This window comes from Streptomyces sp. NPDC050619 (assembly GCF_040654815.1).
Classification (GTDB): Bacteria; Actinomycetota; Actinomycetes; order Streptomycetales; family Streptomycetaceae; genus Streptomyces.
Map to the genome: position 1 here is coordinate 121461 of NZ_JBFAIR010000016.1, position 17021 is coordinate 138481.

10 protein-coding genes are annotated in these 17021 nt (G+C 73.1%); 2 read left to right on the plus strand and 8 right to left on the minus strand.

Annotated features, from left to right (window positions below; translation table 11 throughout):
* Positions 1-102 precede the first annotated feature (102 nt).
* Positions 103-1824, plus strand: coding sequence for a hypothetical protein (locus AB0I77_RS25935; RefSeq protein WP_363285074.1), 1722 nt, complete (start codon positions 103-105; stop codon positions 1822-1824).
* 84 nt (positions 1825-1908) lie between these two features.
* Here AB0I77_RS25935 and AB0I77_RS25940 read toward each other — a convergent pair whose 3' ends face one another.
* From AB0I77_RS25940 to AB0I77_RS25965, 6 genes are all read right to left on the minus strand, one after another.
* Positions 1909-2550: a cutinase family protein gene (locus AB0I77_RS25940; protein WP_363285075.1), complete on the minus strand. Its 642-nt coding sequence runs from the start codon at positions 2548-2550 to the stop codon at positions 1909-1911.
* A gap of 166 nt (positions 2551-2716) precedes the next feature.
* Positions 2717-3946, minus strand: a complete 1230-nt coding sequence (locus AB0I77_RS25945) for a helix-turn-helix domain-containing protein (RefSeq protein WP_363285076.1) — start codon at positions 3944-3946, stop codon at positions 2717-2719.
* A gap of 122 nt (positions 3947-4068) precedes the next feature.
* On the minus strand, positions 4069-5034 hold the full coding sequence (locus AB0I77_RS25950) for an alpha/beta hydrolase-fold protein (protein WP_363285077.1): 966 nt from the start codon (positions 5032-5034) through the stop codon (positions 4069-4071).
* Positions 5035-5067: 33 nt separating this feature from the next.
* The gene (locus tag AB0I77_RS25955) at positions 5068-9051 is read right to left on the minus strand and encodes a type I polyketide synthase (RefSeq protein ID WP_363285078.1); all 3984 of its coding nucleotides are present in this window, start codon (positions 9049-9051) and stop codon (positions 5068-5070) included.
* On the minus strand, positions 9048-10790 hold the full coding sequence (locus AB0I77_RS25960) for a fatty acyl-AMP ligase (protein ID WP_363285181.1): 1743 nt from the start codon (positions 10788-10790) through the stop codon (positions 9048-9050). Before AB0I77_RS25960 ends, AB0I77_RS25955 begins: the two co-directional genes overlap by 4 nt.
* An 88-nt stretch (positions 10791-10878) precedes the next feature.
* Positions 10879-12408 (minus strand): acyl-CoA carboxylase subunit beta, encoded by a 1530-nt coding sequence (locus AB0I77_RS25965; RefSeq protein ID WP_363285079.1) that lies wholly within the window; start codon positions 12406-12408, stop codon positions 10879-10881.
* Between the two features lie 351 nt (positions 12409-12759).
* Here AB0I77_RS25965 and AB0I77_RS25970 point away from each other — a divergent pair, with 351 nt between their 5' ends.
* Positions 12760-14094: an endo-1,4-beta-xylanase gene (locus AB0I77_RS25970; RefSeq protein ID WP_363285080.1), complete on the plus strand. Its 1335-nt coding sequence runs from the start codon at positions 12760-12762 to the stop codon at positions 14092-14094.
* A 54-nt stretch (positions 14095-14148) separates the two neighbouring features.
* Here the strand turns inward: AB0I77_RS25970 and AB0I77_RS25975 are convergent, their stop codons facing one another.
* Both AB0I77_RS25975 and AB0I77_RS25980 read right to left on the minus strand, forming a co-directional pair.
* Positions 14149-16044 (minus strand): DUF2264 domain-containing protein, encoded by a 1896-nt coding sequence (locus AB0I77_RS25975; protein ID WP_363285081.1) that lies wholly within the window; start codon positions 16042-16044, stop codon positions 14149-14151.
* Positions 16041-17021, minus strand: coding sequence for a hydroxyacid dehydrogenase (locus tag AB0I77_RS25980; protein ID WP_363285182.1), 981 nt, complete (start codon positions 17019-17021; stop codon positions 16041-16043). Before AB0I77_RS25980 ends, AB0I77_RS25975 begins: the two co-directional genes overlap by 4 nt.

Here is a 17021-nt window from a genome sequence, read left to right on the forward strand (position 1 = left end):
CCCGCCTCTTTGTGTGTGGTCCGGTGACAAAGGCGTTCAAGAGCGCTGAGTTCCTGTGAGTACCGCCTGAGCGGACGAGAGCCGCCGCCCTACCGTCCGGCTATGAACACGAGTCGCAGCAGAGAAAGAACGTGGCGAAGCGCCGCGCTGGCGGTGCTGCTGACCGCGGGGGCGCTCACGGGCGCCGCCCCGCACGCACAGGCACAGGGCGCCCGGACCGAGACACCCGTGCCCTCGACGGCCCCGGCCGACGGGGTGAGCGAGTCGGTGGTGCGGGTGAAGGTGCCGTTGCCGGCGTCCTTCGGGGCGCGGCCGGCGGCGTGCGACTGGCTGTCGTATCTGCGCTACCGCGCCTCGGACGGGCCCGTCGCGTCGGCCGACGCCGACCGGATCCTCGTCGCCCAGCCGGGCATCCTGGAGGGGGCCGGAGCGTTCGACAGCGTCGCCCGCAACACCGTGGCACGGGCCGCCGAACAGGGCAGCCACATCGAGTTCTGGGCCCTGGACCGGCGCTCCAACTGCCTGGAGGACCGCACGGGCATCGCCTCCGGCGACCAGCACACGGCCGTCGACTACTACTACCGCGGCAAGCGGGTCGACGGTCGCACCTTCGACGGATACGTCGGCAACGAGCGGCTGGGCTGGATGGCGAAGCTCGGCATCGAGCAGACCGTCCGCGACCAGTACGACCTGCTCGCCGCCGAACTGCCCGACCAGGGCCTGCGCGAGCGGAAGGTGCTGTGCGGCGGGCACTCGCTGGGCGGTGTGGTCACCGGGTACTTCGCGACGGCCGACTTCGACGGCAACCCCGCCACCACCGCCGACGCCGGCCACAACCAGTGCGCCGGCTACTTCGCCCTCGACACCACCGTCTCCACCTCGCTGGCCGACCTCAGCGGCAGCATCCCGGACGACACCAACCTGCCCGACATCGGCCTCGGTCACGGCGTGGTGCAGGCCGGGCTCGACAGCGGGCTGCTGCCCCGCTCCCTGTCCGCGCCGGTGCTGCTCAACCCCGAGACCATGACCCTGCTCGCCATCGCCGGCCTGGGCGCGGCCCGGGACCCCGGCGGCGAGGCCGACCTGCCGAGCTACCTGCCCGCCAACGTCAACATCGACGCCACCAACCGTTTCCTGTTCTCCGAGGACACCGCCACGTTCCTCACCGGCAAACCCGCGGTGAAGGACTTCCGGCTCACCAACGCGGCGGTGCTGGGCGCGCTGATGGACGACAACTCCGTACCGCTCGCGTTCCTCCAGAGCAGCGTGGGCTTCTTCGACGGCGGACCGGTCGTCGACAAGGGCTTCCCCGTCGCCAACGGCGGCGATCAGCAGCCGGGTCTGTTCGGCACCGCCTACAAGGCCATCCCCGACAGGCCGCACGGTCCGCTCTACACCTGGCGCGATTACGACCGTGTCGGCGACCCGGACGACCCCGGGTACCGCTCGGCCGACGGTACGCCGTTCACATCGGCCGGCAAGGAGGTCACCGGCCTCCAGGAGCTGGCCCGCAGTCTGGCCGAGCAGCCGCTGGACTTCACGGAGCAGTACTTCCCGACCAAGCTGGTCACCGACATCCAGCTGGCCACCTCACCCCAGGTGAAGCGGCTCGTCGTCCATCCGCAGGGGCTCACGGCCAACCCGACGCTCACCGTGCTCGCGGGCGACGGACTGCTGGCGGGCCGTATCCCTTCCGATCTGCACCCCGTGGTCGCCGACGGCTACCAGCACCTCGACGTACTGACCGCGGCGCCCGTACAGAACAACGGGCTGCCCGAGCCCGTCTCCACCAACCTCGCGCGCTTCGCGCGGACCCCCGAATAACCCCCCCACACACACACGCCACGAGCGTGGGCCCGGCAGGAGATCCTCCCGGGCCCACTGTGCTGTGCGGCTCGAATCGCGCGATCAGACCTTGCCGGCGGCGAACGTGGCCGCCTCGTCGGCGTTGTCGCGGTAGCTGAGGTGGGCCCCCGTGTCACCTCCTCCGTTCTCGCAGAGGGGGTCGCCCGCCGCGCAGATGTCGAGGGTGCGGCTCTGGTAGGTGCCGGTGACGCTCTTGCCGAGTGCCCGGATCGGGTTGCCGAACAGCAGCAGGGCGGCGACCTTCGGTTCGACGCCGGCGGGGAGGGTGGCGACGATGGGGCTGCCGACCACCGCGCCCGCGCTGCTGATGCCGATCGAGTTGTCGACGACGTTCGCGCCCTGCGAATAGCCCACCAGAATGAAACGCTGGTTCGGGCACGAGGCCGCCTGGCTCGTGACATGGTTGACGAGATCCCTGTTGCCCTGCGCGGCCGAGGTCAGGGAAAGGTTCGCCGGATAGTCCACACGGTAGCTGGACAGGGTTTTGCCGGTGATTTTCTGCCGCAGTGCGGAATACACCGGGTCGCCGACGATGAAGCCGAGCGTGCCCGGCTCCAAGGTGCCGCGGGCCGAGACGACCTCGATGTCGGTACAGGGAGCGGCTGTTGCCGTGGGGGACGAAACGGTCGCCAGTCCGGCCCCGCCGGCCAAGGAGAGCGCGGCGAGGCACAAGCGGATACGCATGGGGAATCCTCCGCGTGCGGGGCGCGTGATGCGCCTGCGAAAGGGAACGGCCCGAACGTATTCGCTTCTCCGTCGAAGTGTTATGCAGCGGATTATGGAATTGCCGCGGCTTTTTGTGCTCGCGTGAGCATCGTTGCGCGCTTGAGCATCGTTCTCGGGAGCAATTTCATCGGCTGTCCGGCGCCTGCTCCCGCAATGCCTCGGCGCGCAACGCCAGCACGAGGTCCAGCCGGGTGTCCGGCTCGTGCAGGGCCTCGCCGAAGAGCTTCTCCAGCTGCCGGAGCCGGTAGCGCACCGTCTGCGGGTGGACATGCAGCCGGGCGGCGACATCGGGGACGTTGCTGCCGCTGAGCAGCCAGGCCAGCAGCGTCTCGGCGAGCCGTGGGCGCTGCCCCGCCGAGACCGTGTCGAGGGGAGCGAGGACGCGTGCCTGTAAGTGGGCGAGCAGCGGCTCGTCGCTGTGCAGCAGCAGCGTGGAGAGGTGGTCGGCGCAGCGCACCACGCCCTGCCGGGGGAGGATCCCGCGGCCCATCAGCCCCAGGGCCCGGGCGGCCCAGTGCAGCGAGCGCGCCGCCTCGGTGAGCGGGACCGTCGGGCCGATCGCGGCCGGCCGGCCGCGCAGCGCGAGGGCGAAGGCCCGGCCGCCGAACCGGCCGGAGCCGTCCGGATCGGGCACCAGCATGCGCGGCGGCCGGGACTCCATGTCCACCAGGGCGCCGGCGGTGGCCAGCGGCCGGTCCTCCTCGCGGTGGTCCGGTCCGGCCGCGAGCGCGACGACGGCGACCTGCCGCGGCACCGACCAGCGGGCGCCGTGCGCCAGATCGTGCACGGCCTCCAGGGACGCCGGTCTCTCGCCCAGCAGCAGATCGAGCAGCCGCCTGCGACGCCGTTCCAGCTCGTCCGTGCTGCCCGGCCGGGCCTCCGCGTAACCGGCCGCCGCCGCCTCCGCGACCTCGTGCACGGTCCGGAACGCGAGCTCGCCCAGCGCCGCCACGACCGTGGAGTCCAGCCCGAGTTCCTCCGCCGTACGGCCCATCAGCCGCCAGGCGTGCAGCCCGCCGATGCGCAGCGCGGACTGGAGCGCGTCCAGACTGCGGCCCTCCAGGGCCTCGCCGCGCCCGAGTTCGTAGTAGGTCGCCGCGATCGTCTCGCCCCGGCCGCGCGGGTCGGCGATGTGGTCGACGAACAGGGTCAGCGCCTGTACGACCCCGGCTCTGAGGTTCTGGCCGTAGGTTCCGTCGGCCGGCCGGGCGTACTCGGGCACCTGGCGGCGGACCTCCTGCTCCACCTCGTCGGAGACCGTCTCCAACTGGTCGCGCAGCAGCTTGGCCAGGTCGGGCGGTACCGGTGCGGCGCCGGGGCCGGCCGGCACGCCGTGCGGGGCGGGGGAAGCCATCGCGGACACTCCTTTCACCCACAAGCGGCTCACCCGCGGGGTGTTTCCCGTGGGGCGAGTGGGACGTCCTGTGTTGGACGGACGGTCCCTGCGCTCCGTTCCGTGCCCCGCCGGCTCCGACATCACTCGGGCAGCCCGAGCGCACAGGCGAGCATCGGCCACGACGTGGCGAACTCCCGCTTCCAATATGCCCAGCTGTGTCCTCCTCCCGTATAGAAGTGCGTGGCCACCGGGATGTCCAGGCGCGCGAGCGCGTCGGTGAACCGGTGGGCGGAGGGCCACAGCGCGCTCTCCAGCGCCTCGGGCAGCGGATCACCGCTGCCGCCGACCAGCCCGCTGCCGCCCGAGACGTACAGGGCCGTGCCGCGCAGCCCTTCGGCGCGGGCGCGCGGGTTGAAGTCGCGCCAGGTGAGGAGGTTGAGGAGCGGATGGCCCCAGAGGGAGCCGGGCGACAGGTTCTCGCGGGCCACGATGGCGTCCACGATGGCCGGTACGCCGGGGGCGGTGGTGTCGAGGATGCCGCTGTAGGAGGCCGCGGCGCTGAACGTGCCGGGGCGCCGGGCCGCGTGCGCCATGGCCCCGTAGCCGCCGGTGGAGACCCCGGCGACGACCCGCACCCCGGAGGCCCGGTAGTCGCGGCCGAGCAGCGCGGGCACCTCGTCCAGCTGGAAGGTCTCGTAGTCGCCACCGTCGCGCCAGGCGGTCGGAATCCCGGTGGGGCCCGCGTCCGGCATCGCCACGATCAGGTCGCGGCCCTCGGTGAAGGCCTCGATGTCCGTCTCCCGGGTCCAGGACGTGTAGTCGTCGTGGGCGCCGTGCAGCAGATACAGGACGGGATAGGTGCGTCCCGGCCGGGTGTCGAACCCCGAGGGCAGGATCAGCCGGACCGGCGCACCGCGGCCCAGCGCGCGGGAGGGCACGGACACGTCCAGGGTGCGCGGCCCGAGCCGGGTCGCGGCCCGGGCCCGGCCGACGCCGGCCCCGGCTCCGAACAGGACGGTCAGACCGGCGACGGCCGCCGCCCTGGCGACGGTACGCCGGGACAACTCGGCGGTGAGTGAGGGTATTTGGGTGGTGCGGTGGGACATGACAGCTCCTCGGTTCCGGCTCGGCGTTCCGGTTCAGCGGCTCGGCTCGGCGAGCACCCGACGCAGGTGTACGGCGATCTCGTCGACGTACGGCGGGTCGAGCAGCGACAGATGGTGCCCGGCCACCGGCACGACCTCCAGGCCCGGGCACACCTCGTCCCAGCCCAGCGCCTCGTCGTCCCGCTCGTACGCGGGGTCGCGCACGGTGTGCGGTGCGGGCTCGCAGGCCCGGTACAGGACCACCCGGCCCTCGTAGGGTCCCGGCCGGTGGGCCTCGCCGACCCTCAGGTCCAGATAGGAGGCCCGCTGGTGCTCCAGCGCGGCGGACGGCACGTCGGCGACCTCGCGCACCGCCCGCAGCACGGCGTCGACGCGCTCGCCGTCGTCGTCCGTCGCGACGAGATCGTCGTACGGCAGCACCGGCCGGGTGCCGTAGGTGTCGGCGACGTACCGGGCGAAGCCCGCGAGGTGGGCGCGGATCCGGTCGGCCCGGGTGCGGCCGGGCTGGGGGAGGGGCCGTACGGAGTCGATGAGCACCACCAGGTCCACGGCCCGCCCGGCGGCGGTCAGTTGCCGTGCGGTCTCCTGGGCGAGGAAGCCGCCGAAGGACCAACCGCCCAGCAGGCAGGGCCCGTCGGGATGAGCGGCGGCGATGGCCTCGGCGCAGCGGCGTGCCTTCTGAGCCACCGTGCGCGCTTCTTCCATCCGCTCGAGTCCGTACACCGGCCGGTCGTCCCCGAGCCGTTCGGCGAGTGTCCGGTAGACGTCGGTCGAGCCGCCGGCGGCATGGAACAGGAAGAAGGGCGGCCGGGAACCGGTGCCTTTCAGGATCCGCAAGGGCTCGCTCGTCGCCTGTGCCTGTTGGATGAGCTCGGCCGCCGCGGCGACCGTGGCGGCGCCGAGCAGGTCGCGCAGCGGCAGCTCGATCCCGAACTCGCGCTCCACGGCGGTGCGGATGCGGACGGCCATGAGCGAGTCCAGACCGAGATCCGCCCACGCCGTGGCCGGCGTGATGCGGGCGGGCGGATGCCCGGTGACGGCGCCGATGTGGTGGCCGAGGCGGGCCGTCACGGAGTCGGGCTCGGTCGCGAGCCGCTCCGTGGTGGGGGCAGCGGGAGGCTTCGGTGCCGACGCCCGGTCCGTCCACCAGTGCCGCACGTGCCGCCAGCGCGGCGCGGGCAGATCGACGACCCGCCCGGACGGCAGGGGCAGACGCAAGCCCCCGGCGTACAACGCGCCGAGCTGTTGGACGAACGCGGCCGAGTCGTCCGCGTCGCGGCGCAGCGTGCCGACGACCAGGGCGTCCGGGACGGTGTCGACGACGGCCCGCGTCAGGACGGGGTGGGGGGAGATCTCGACGAAGGCGGTGTGGCCGTCGGCCGCCGCGGCGGCGATGGCCCGGTCCAGGCGCACGGGCCGCCGCAGGTTGGCGGCCCAGTGCTCCGCGTCGAACACGCAGTCGCCGCGCGGATCGTCCAGGACCGTGGAGTAGACGGGCACGCGTGGCCGCCGCCCCCGAAGGCCGGTCAACGACTCGGTCAGGGCCGGCAGCAGCGCGTCGACCTGCGGCGAGTGCCCGGCGCCGACCACCCGCATGGCCCGGACGGCCGCGCCCTGTGCCTCCAGTCGCCGTACGAGCCGGTTCACCTCCGCCTCCTCGCCGGTGACGACCTTCTGGCGGGGCGAGGAGTGGACGGCGACGTGCACGCCGGGGAAGTCCTCTCGCAGCGCGTCCAGTTCGGCGTCGTCCAGGTCGACGACGGCCATCGCGCCGCCGCTCAGCCCGCTGAGCAGCCGGGCCCGTACGGCGATGATCCGGGCCGCGTCCGGGACGTCCAGGGCGCCCGCGCACACGGCGGCGGCCACCTCACCCATGGAGTGGCCGATCACGGCGGCGGGTTCGACGCCGCGGGAGCGCCACAGCTCGGCGAGCGCCACCTGGAGGCCGAACAGGACGGGCTGGGCGACCACGAGGGAATCGAGGCCGTCGCCGGACGCGAGGTGGTCGTACAGGGACAGCCCGCACTCCGCGGCCAGCTGCGGATCGAGTTTCTCCACGGCGGCGGCGAAGGCGGGCTCCTCGGCCAGCAGCCGCCGTCCCATGCCGGCCCACTGGCTGCCGTACCCGGAAAAGACCCACACCGGCCCGTGCCCGACGAGATCACGCTCGCCCGTGACGACCCGGCCATGTGGGTGCCGCTGCGCCAACGCGCCCAGCGCGTCCGTGAGTTCGGCCCGGTCGCGAGCCGTGACGGCGGCGCGCACGGGCCCGCGACCGGTGCGCCCGGCCAGCGTGCGGGCCACGTCGGCCGGACGCGCCGCGCTCCCTTCGGGCGTGCGCAGCCAGGCGGCGAGCCGGGCTGCCGTGTCGCGGACGCGTTCGGCGTCGACGTCGGAGAGCGGATACAGAAGGGCGGCGGGTTCCTCGCCCGTCTCGGGCACGAGTGGTACTGGCGTCCCGGGCCGCCATTCCTCCAGTACCGCATGGGCGTTGGTGCCGCCGAAACCGAAGCCGGAGACCCCGGCGGTGGCCGTGCCGCCGTAGCGGGGCCACGGCTCGGGCTCGGTCACCACCCGCAGCCGTACGTCGCCCCCGACGCTGCTGTCGGCGCAGTGCAGGGAGGGCGGGACGCGGTCGTGATGGAGGGCGAGCACCATCTTGACCAGGCCGGCGATGCCCGCGGCGGACTCCAGATGGCCGAGGTTGCCCTTGACGGAGCCGAGCAGCAGCGGCTGGTCGGGGTCACGGCAGGCGCCGAGCACCGCGCCCAGCGCGCCCGCCTCGATCGGGTCGCCGAGCGGAGTGCCGGTCCCGTGTGCCTCGACGTGGTCGATGCCCGCCGGAGCGAGCCCGGCCCGTGCGTAGGCCGTTCTCAGCACGGCCTGCTGGGCGGCGGGGTTGGGTGCCATGAGGCCGCCCGAACGGCCGTCGGAGTTGACGGCGGTGGCCCGGACGACCGCCAGGACGCGGTCGCCGTCGCGCTCGGCGTCGGACAGCCGTTTCAGGAGCACGGCCGCGCACCCCTCGCCCCGGCCGATGCCGTCGGCCGCCGCCGAGAACGGCTTGCACCGTCCGTCCGGCGCCAGCGCCCCCGCCCGCCCGAACGCCACGCCGACGGTGGGGGAGAGCAGCAGGTTGACCCCGGCGGCGATCGCCGTGTCGCTCTCGCCCGTGCGCAGGCTGACGCAGGCGTGGTGCACGGCGACCAGCGAGGAGGAGCAGGCGGTGTCGACGGCCATGCTCGGCCCGTGGGTATCGAGGACGTACGCGAGCCGGCCCGCGGCCACGCTGAGGGCCGCGCCGGCCGGGGCCCAGGGATCGACGGCGGCCGGATCGGCGCCGGTCAACTGCCCGTACTCCGGCGCGGAGATGCCGACGAAGACGCCGGTGGCGGTGCCCGCGAGGGAGGCGGCCGGGACGGCGGCGTGGTCGAGCGTCTCCTGGACGACCTCCAGGAGGAGCCGCTGCTGGGGATCCATCACCGCGGCCTCGCGCGGGGTGATGTGGAAGAAGTCCGCGTCGAACCCGGCGACATCGTCCAGGTAGCCGCCGTAGCGGGGCGCGTCGGGAGGCGGGAACGCGGTGAAGTCCCGCCACCGGTCCTCGGGAACCCGCCGGACGGCGTCGACGCCCTCGGTCAACAGCCGCCAGTAGTCGGCGGGGCCGTGCACCCCGCCGGGCAGCCGGCAGCCGACGCCGATGACCGCGATCGGCTCGGCGGACGACGTCTCGGTGCCTGGCCGGCTCGCCGGGAGGGCAGCGATCTCCTCCTCCCTCCCGTCGCACAGGCGCGCCACCAGGGCCTCGCCGGTGGGTGCCTCCCACAGCAGGGTGGCGGGCAGTTCGCGGCCCAGGGCCCGGGAGAGTTCACCGGCCAGGGCGACCGCGTCCCGCGAGGACATGCCGAGGTCCGCGAGCGGCCGGTCCATCGGGGCGGCCTCGACAGCCGTCTCGCTCCAGGCGGCCACCCGCTCGGCGATCAGACGACGCAGCGCGGCCTCGCCGACGGCCTTCATTCCGCGGCCCCCGACGCCGCGACGGACCGCGCGTACGCGCCTTCCAGATAGCGCGCCCTGGTCAGCGCCCGGGACACCTTGCCGCTGGAGGTGCGGGGCACGGTCCCCGGCGGCACGAGGACGACATCGGCGAGCCGCAGCCCGTGCCGGGCGGAGACGGCCCCGCGCACCGCGCTCTCCAACGCCGGTACGTCGATCCCGGCCAGGCTCGTGGTCCGCGTGTGCTCGGCCACGACCACGACCCGCTCACCGGTCGTCCCGGGCACGGCGAAGGCGGCGAGCCGGTCGCGGCGCACGGCCGGATGCGCGTCCTGGGCCGTGGCCTCGACGTCCTGCGGATAGTGATTGCGTCCGTCGACGATGATGAGGTCCTTCAGCCGGCCGGTGACGACCAACTGCCCGTCCAGCAGCGTCCCCAGATCGCCGGTACGCAGCCATGCGCCCGGCCCGGCGCCGAAGACCTCACGGGTGTCCCCGTCCCGTTTCCAGTAACCGCGGCCGACGTTCGGCCCCTGCACCCGGATCTCCCCGACCTCTCCCTCGGACAGCTCGGCATGGGTGATGGGGTCGGTGACGCGCAGCCGCTGGCCCGCCGGGGTGCCGCAGCCGGCGAGCAGGACAGCTCTGGGATCGTCCGGGCGCGCGGGCAGGGCCTTTCCGGCGGCGAGCGCGTCCCGGTCGAGGGCGAACCGGCGTAACGGCTCCTGCGGACGCGCGGCACTGACGAAGACGGTGGCCTCGGCGAGCCCGTAGGAGGGGCAGTGCGTGTCCGGCGCGAGCCCCTGCGACGCGAAGGCGGCATGAAACCGGTCGGCCGTACCGGGACGCACCGGCTCGCTGCCGTTGATCAGCGCGGCGACGTCGTCCAGCCGTAGATCCGCCCTCTGCTCGGCGGTGACGGCGGACGCGCAGTAGTCGTAGGCGAAGTTGGGCGCGGCACTGACCGCCCGCGGATGCCCGGCGAGCAGCCGGAGCCAGCGCACGGGCTCGTGCAGGAACGCGGCCGGGTCCATGAGCACCGACAGCAGCCCGCGGACGACAGGCGCGGCGACGCTCAGCACGAGCCCCATGTCGTGATAGAGCGGCAACCAGCCCACACAGGTCACCGGATGCGCGTCGGCACCGTACGCGGTCAGCGCCTGCCGGGCGTTGGCGACCACATTGCCGTGCGTGATCTCCACGCCCGCCGGAGCCCGGGTCGAACCGGAGGTGTACTGCAGATAGGCGGTCGCCCCGGCGTCCGACGGAACCGGCTGGAACTGGTCGCCGGCGGAGTCGGGAACGTCGTCCGCGGCGATCACCCGGACACCCGGCCCGTCGCAGAAGTCCCGCACGTCCGCCCGGGCGCGGCCCGTGGTCACGACGATCTCGGGAGCCGCGTCGGCCAGCACCCCCGCGAGCCGGTCGGCGTGCCCGGGCAGCCCCGGCGGGTACAGCGGTACGGCGACCAGGCCGGCGGCCAGCGTGGCCAGGAACCCGGTGACGTACTCGATGCCCTGCGGACACAGCAGCGCGACCCGCGTCCCGGGCTCGGTCTCCTCGGCGAGCCGGGCGGCGAGTGCCCGCACCCGCACGTCCAGGCGCCGCCAGGTCAGGGTGCGGTGGACGCCGCGCGAGTGCGGGGCGGGGTGGTCGACGAAGGTGAACGCCCGGCGGTCCGGGGTGGTTTCGGCCCAGTGCCGCACGTACTGAGGCAGGGTCCGGTACGCGGGCGCGAGCGGGGGGAGGTGGTTCATCAGGGGGTGGCTCCTCACATCGAGGGATCACACGCAAGGGGAGGGCTCACAGCGGTCACAGTGGTCACAGCGATCAGTGCGGTCAGTGCGGTCAGAGCGGGATGTTGCCGTGCCGGCGCTGCGGCATCGGCGCCCGCTTGCCGTGCAGCGCGCGCAGGGCGAGGCAGACGCGGGCGCGGGTCTCGCGCGGGGCGATGACGTCGTCGACGTAACCGCGTTCCGCGGCGAGATAGGGCGTGCCGTGGGTGCTCTCGTACGCGGCGACGAGGCGGGCGCGCAGCGCCTCGGGATCGGCGGCGGCGGCGAGTTCGCGCCGGTGCAGGAGACCCACCGCGCCCTCGGCGCCCATGACGGCGATGCGGGCGGTGGGCCAGGCGAGGTTGACGTCGGCGCCCAGATGCTTGGAGCCCATCACCGCGTATCCGCCGCCGTACGCCTTGCGCACCACCACGGTGACCTTGGGGACGGTCGCCTCGGCGTAGGCGTACAGGAGTTTGGCGCCGCGCCGGATGATGCCGCCGTGCTCCTGGCGGACACCGGAGAGGTAGCCCGGGACGTCGGCGAAGGTGAGCAGCGGGATGCCGAACGCGTCGCAGAACCGCACGAAGCGCGCGGCCTTCTCCGAGGCGTCGATGTCGAGGACACCGGCGGCGTGCAGCGGCTGATTGGCGACCACGCCGACCGAGCGGCCCTCCACCCGCGCCAGCGCGCAGACGATGTTGGGCGCGAACAGCTCCTGCACCTGGAGCAGTTCACCGTCGTCGACGACCGACCGCAGGATCTCGCACATGTCGTAGGCCTGCCCGAGCCGGTCGGGGACCACCTCGTCGAGCGGCTCCCCGGCGGGCGGGGGAGCGGGTGCGTACTCCGGGGGCCGTTCGAGGTTGTTGGCGGGCAGGTACGACAGCAGCTCCCGTACGGTGTCGAGGGCGTCCTCCTCGTCGGCGGCGAGGAAGTGGGCGTTGCCGTTGACGGCGTTGCTGGTGTGGGCGCCGCCCAGTTCCTCGGCGGTGGTGCGTTCGCCGGTGACCGTCTCGATGACGTCGGGTCCGGTGACGAACATGTGCGAGGCGCCGTCCACCATCACCGTGAAGTCGGTGATGGCCGGCGAATAGGCGGCCCCTCCGGCACACGGCCCCAGGACGACCGAGATCTGCGGGATGACCCCGGACGCCTGCACATTGCGGCGCACCAGTTCGGCGTAGAGGGCGAGCGAGGCGACGCCTTCCTGGATGCGGGCGCCGCCGGAGTCGTTGAGGCCGATGACCGGGCAGCCGGTCTTGAGCGCCAGGTCCATGAGGGCGACGGTCTTCTCGCCGAAGGCCTCGCCCATGCTGCCGCCGAAGACGGTGGAGTCCTGCGCGAACACACAGACCGGGCGGCCGTCGACCGTCCCGTGTCCGGTGACCACCCCGTCCCCGTAGGGGCGGTGGGTCCCGTCCCCGGCGGACGACCGGGCCCGGACGAACAGGCCCGTCTCGGTGAAGGAGCCCGCGTCCAGCAGGCGTTCGATCCGCTCCCGGGCGCCGAACTCGCCACGTCTTCTCGGCCCGCCCGGGGCCACCGCCCGCGCCCGGCGGCGTTCCAGGTCGGCGACGCGTCCGGCGGTGCCGTCGGGCACACACGGCGCGGTCCGGCTTGCCTCGGATGTTGTCGCCTCTGTCGTCACAGCCACCTCCGAAGTCGCCCTCGAAATATGGCAGCGGGCCGGGGGAATCGGTGTCGCGTTTGCCTGAGGTGAGTGCTGCGGGACAAGCGTTCGTCCGGGCGTGACAAGGGTGGCGCTGGCGAAACTTTCGATCCGGGGGCCGAATGTCGTCGCCCGGACAGCCTCCATGAGGCAACTGTGAGTGAGCCGTGCGCGAGGCGTTGACGGTGCGAAGGGCCAGCCGTAAGGTTCCCGCACCCTTCGGAGGAAGGATCGAAAGTTTCGAACTGTCATGGCCCCAACAATCAGCAGAAAGGGGATGAGATGGTCACCCGCACGTCCATCGGCACCCTCGTCCTGGCCGGCCTGCTCACCGCCACCGGCGTCGCGGCCCTCTCCGGGACGGCGGAAGCCGCGAGCACCCTGGGCTCCGCGGCGGCCGGCAAGGGTCGTTACTTCGGCACCGCCGTCGCCGCCAACCACCTGGGCGAAGCCGCGTACGCCTCCACGCTCGACACCGAGTTCAGCTCGGTCACGCCCGAGAACGAGATGAAGTGGGACGCCGTCGAGCGCACCCGCAACTCGTTCACCTTCGGTGCCGCCGACCAGATCGTGAGCCGCGCGCAGGGCAAGGGCATGAAGGTCCGCGGCCACACCCTGGTGTGGCACTCCCAACTGCCCAGCTGGGTCGGCGGTTTGGGCACCGCCGACCTGAGATCGGCGATGAACAACCACATCAACCAGGTGATGCAGCACTACAAGGGCAAGATCCACTCGTGGGACGTCGTCAACGAGGCCTTCCAGGACGGCAGCAGCGGCGCCCGGCGCAGCTCGCCCTTCCAGGACAAGCTCGGCAACGGCTTCATCGAGGAGGCGTTCCGCACCGCACGCGCCGCCGACCCGGCCGCCAAGCTCTGCTACAACGACTACAACACCGACGGCGTCAACGCGAAGAGCAATGCCGTCTACAACATGGTCAAGGACTTCAAGGCGCGCGGCGTGCCGATCGACTGCGTGGGCTTCCAGTCCCACTTCAACAGCGCCTCACCGGTGCCCGGCGACTACCGGGCCAACCTCCAGCGCTTCGCCGACCTCGGAGTCGACGTACAGATCACCGAGCTGGACATCGAAGGCTCCGGCACGTCCCAGGCCACCAGCTACACCAACGTGGTCAACGCCTGCCTGGCCGTCTCGCGCTGCACCGGCATCACCGTCTGGGGCGTCACCGACAAGTACTCCTGGCGCGCCAGTGGAACCCCCCTGCTGTTCGACGGCAACTACAACAAGAAGCCCGCCTACACAGCCGTCCTCACGGCGCTGGGCGGAACCAGTTCGGGCGGCGGCGGTGGCACGGGCGCCTGCACGGTCTCCTACAGCAAGCAGGAGGAGTGGAGCGACCGCTTCAACGGCAAGGTGACCGTCACCGCGGGCAGTTCCGCGATCAGCACCTGGACCACGACCGTCACCGTGAACTCCCCGCAGAAGGTCTCCTCGACCTGGAACGGCACGCCCAGCTGGGACAGCGGCGGCAACGTCATGACCATGAAGCCGAACGGCAACGGCAGCCTGGCGGCCGGAGCCTCCACGAGCTTCGGCTTCACCGTCATGAAGAACGGCAGCACCGCGGCCCCCGTCCTGGGCCCCTGCACGACCTCCTGACCGCCCGACGGCCCCGACCGCACAGGACAGGCGGTCGGGGCCGGCTGTCCGCGCCTACTGCGGCTCGTGCGTCACGTTCAGCGGCTCGAACGAGATCCGCGTGCGCGTGCCGCCCTCGGCCCAGGTGACCTCGACGTCAGCGCCGTCGACCGCGACAGCGGTGATGACGTGCTCCAGTGCCGTCGGCGCCGGCTCGGCGGTCAACGTCGCCAGACAGACGTGTACGGAGGTGCCCTCGGCCCGGCCGACGAGCCGGGGCACCTGCGCCCACCGGGTGAACGCGGTGCCCTGCGGAGCCCGGACCGTCTCGGCCGCCCCGCCCCAGCCGTGCAGACCGTGCAACGCCGAGACCAGGCCCTCGTCGGGTCCGGTGGCCCAGCCGGTCTGGGTGACACGGCAGTCGGCCGGTGCTCCGACCACCCGGTGCACCCGCAGCTCGTACCGCCCGTGCGCCACCGTCACGCTCTCCACCCGCAGCCCCGGCACCATCGGCGGCCCGGCGACGAAGACGGGCCGGTGCCACGACGCCGCCCACCCCCAGCCGTCGCCCCGCCCCGCGCCGAGGGGATGGATCCGCCGCCGCACGCTGCGTCGCCCGTCCACCTCCACGCCCAGGTGGTTGTCCGCGACGTTCCCGGCCGCGGTCGGCCCGGTCCGGGTCGAGTACGCCTGGCGCCCGTAGTGCGGATCGTCGCCCTCGGGCGCCTCTCCTTCGTGCGGGCGCACATGGTCACTGCCGTGGTTGTGCAGCCGTACGACCCCGTCGGCGCGGGTCGTCTGCACGAGCAGGCCCGGTGCCGGCAGGGCGAGCACGCGGTCGGTCTCCTCGACCGGCGCGGCCTCCTCCCGTGCCGTCCACAGCGGATGGCCGGCGGGCGCCAGCAGCGACACGAACGCCTTCGACGCCCAGTAGGGGGACGCCGGGCCCGAGTACGACTGAAGGGTGGCCTCGTGCGGGCCGTGCCAGCCCAGACTCAGCAGACCGTCCTCGGTGAGCGCGCCGCGCTGGAGGAAGTAGCGCAGGCTGCCGCTCGCCAGACGCCGGGAGGTGCCGGGGGAGAGCGGGGTGTCACCGGTTACGGCGCCCAGACCGACGGCCGCCGAAGCGGCGAACCGGTACGACAGGGACCGGCCGAAGTGCAGCGGCGCCCCGTCCCCGCCGAACGTCGGCGCGAAGCCCTCCAGATGAGCACGCAGCCGGGGGCCGCAGCGGGCGGAGAGTTCCGTGTCGCCGGCGAGGTAGGCGTCGAGCACCGGATACAGGTGCAGGGCCCAGCCGTTGTAGTGGTCGAAGGCGCGTCCGTCGCCGTCGGCGTACCAGCCGTCGCCCCGGTACCAGGTCTCCATGAGCTCCAGCGCGCGCTCCCGGGCCGCCGCCGTCTCGGCGTCGCCCCGGCCCACGGACTCCAGGAACCCGGCCACCATGAAGGGGAAGAGGTACCAGTTGTTCGGTGCGGGCGTGTGCCGCAGCGACCCGCGCAGCCATTCCTCGGCCCGGTCCCGCACACCGTCGTCGAGGTGCTTCCACAGCCAGGGCGCCGTCAGCCGCAGACCGAGGGCGACGGACGCCGACTCGACCATGGGCTGGCCCTGCACGTCGTGACCGAGGATCAGGGGCCAGGACTCGGTGTCGTCGCGGCCGGGGGTGCGGGTGCCCGCGGCGAGCCCCTGCGCGTAGCGGTCGAGCCAGCCGTGCGGATCGTCCCCGTCGGCGCCCGCCACCCGGAAGGCGGCCGCCAGGAACGTCCGGGCGTAGCCCTCCAGTCCGTCGGAGCGCACACCCGAACGCGAGGGCGGTCCGGGCAGGTCGAGCAGGGCGCGGCCCGGGGTGCTCCAGCGCCAGGCCGCCGTCAGCAGCCCGTCCGCCACCGCTTCCCAGTGGGCTCGGGTGTAGCCGGTGTACGGGCTCGACTCGCGGTCGTCCGCGGGCAGTTCGAACGGGATGCTCATGCCAGGAAGGCCAGCCTTTCGCGTCGTACGGGATGCTGGAATCCGGCGCCGGAGGCCCAGCGCGCGGTCTCGGCGAGCGCGTGGTCGGCCAGACGGCGCCACTCGTTGCCCTCGGATCCGGCGAGATGGGGAGTGAGGAGCGCGTTCTCGCAACGCCACAACGGGTGCTCGGGCGGCAGCACTTCGGGATCGGTGACGTCCAGGACGGCACGGATACGGCCCGCCAGGACGGCCTCGGTGAGCGCCTCCTGGTCGACGACCGCACCGCGCGCGGTGTTGATCAGTACGGCGCCGGCGGGCATCGAGTCGATCAGGGCACGGCTGACCAGGCCGCGGGTCGCGGGCAGCAGCGGGGTGTGCACGCTGAGGATGTCGCAGCGGGCGAACAGCTCCGCCAACTCGACGCGCGGAACGCCGAGTTCGGCGGCCTCCGCGTCGGTGACGTACGGGTCGTGCAGCAGTACCTCGATGTCGTGCGGGCGCAGCAACTCGATGACCCGGCGGCCGACCAGCGACGCCGACAGAATGCCGACGCGGCGGCGGTAGTTGCCGATTTCCTGTGCGGTGCCCAGCCAGTCGTGGCGCCGCTGGGACGCGCGGTAGTCGCGGGCCCGTTCCAGGACGTGCTTGCCGGCGAGCAGGATCATCGCGAGGGTGTACTCGGCCACCGGCACGGCGTTGGCCGCGGCGGCGGAGGAGACCTCGATACCGCGCTCCCAGCAGGCGTCGGTGACATGACCGCGCACGCTGCCCGCCGTGTGCACGACGGCACGCAGCCGCGGCGCCGCTCGCAGCACCGAAGCGTCCAGCGGCGGACAGCCCCAGCCGGTGATCAGCACATCGATGTCGGCGAGCAGCTCCCCGGCTCGCGGTGTGGTCAGATCGTCGAGCGCGGGGAGCGGGGCGAGGTCGCAGACCTTGCGGAAGGCGTCGAGCGACTCGGGGTCGAGGACGGCCGCGGCGGCCTCCTGGGCCAT

Bases quoted from the DNA above. Each gene is read 5' to 3' on its own strand.
- AB0I77_RS25935 (WP_363285074.1), top strand. From the start codon at position 103: ATGAACACGAGTCGCAGCAGAGAAAGAACGTGGCGAAGCGCCGCGCTG.
- AB0I77_RS25940 (WP_363285075.1), bottom strand. From the start codon at position 2,550: ATGCGTATCCGCTTGTGCCTCGCCGCGCTCTCCTTGGCCGGCGGGGCC.
- AB0I77_RS25945 (WP_363285076.1), bottom strand. From the start codon at position 3,946: ATGGCTTCCCCCGCCCCGCACGGCGTGCCGGCCGGCCCCGGCGCCGCA.
- AB0I77_RS25950 (WP_363285077.1), bottom strand. From the start codon at position 5,034: ATGTCCCACCGCACCACCCAAATACCCTCACTCACCGCCGAGTTGTCC.
- AB0I77_RS25955 (WP_363285078.1), bottom strand. From the start codon at position 9,051: ATGAAGGCCGTCGGCGAGGCCGCGCTGCGTCGTCTGATCGCCGAGCGG.
- AB0I77_RS25970 (WP_363285080.1), top strand. From the start codon at position 12,760: ATGGTCACCCGCACGTCCATCGGCACCCTCGTCCTGGCCGGCCTGCTC.
- AB0I77_RS25975 (WP_363285081.1), bottom strand. From the start codon at position 16,044: ATGAGCATCCCGTTCGAACTGCCCGCGGACGACCGCGAGTCGAGCCCG.
- AB0I77_RS25980 (WP_363285182.1), bottom strand. From the start codon at position 17,021: ATGGCCCAGGAGGCCGCCGCGGCCGTCCTCGACCCCGAGTCGCTCGAC.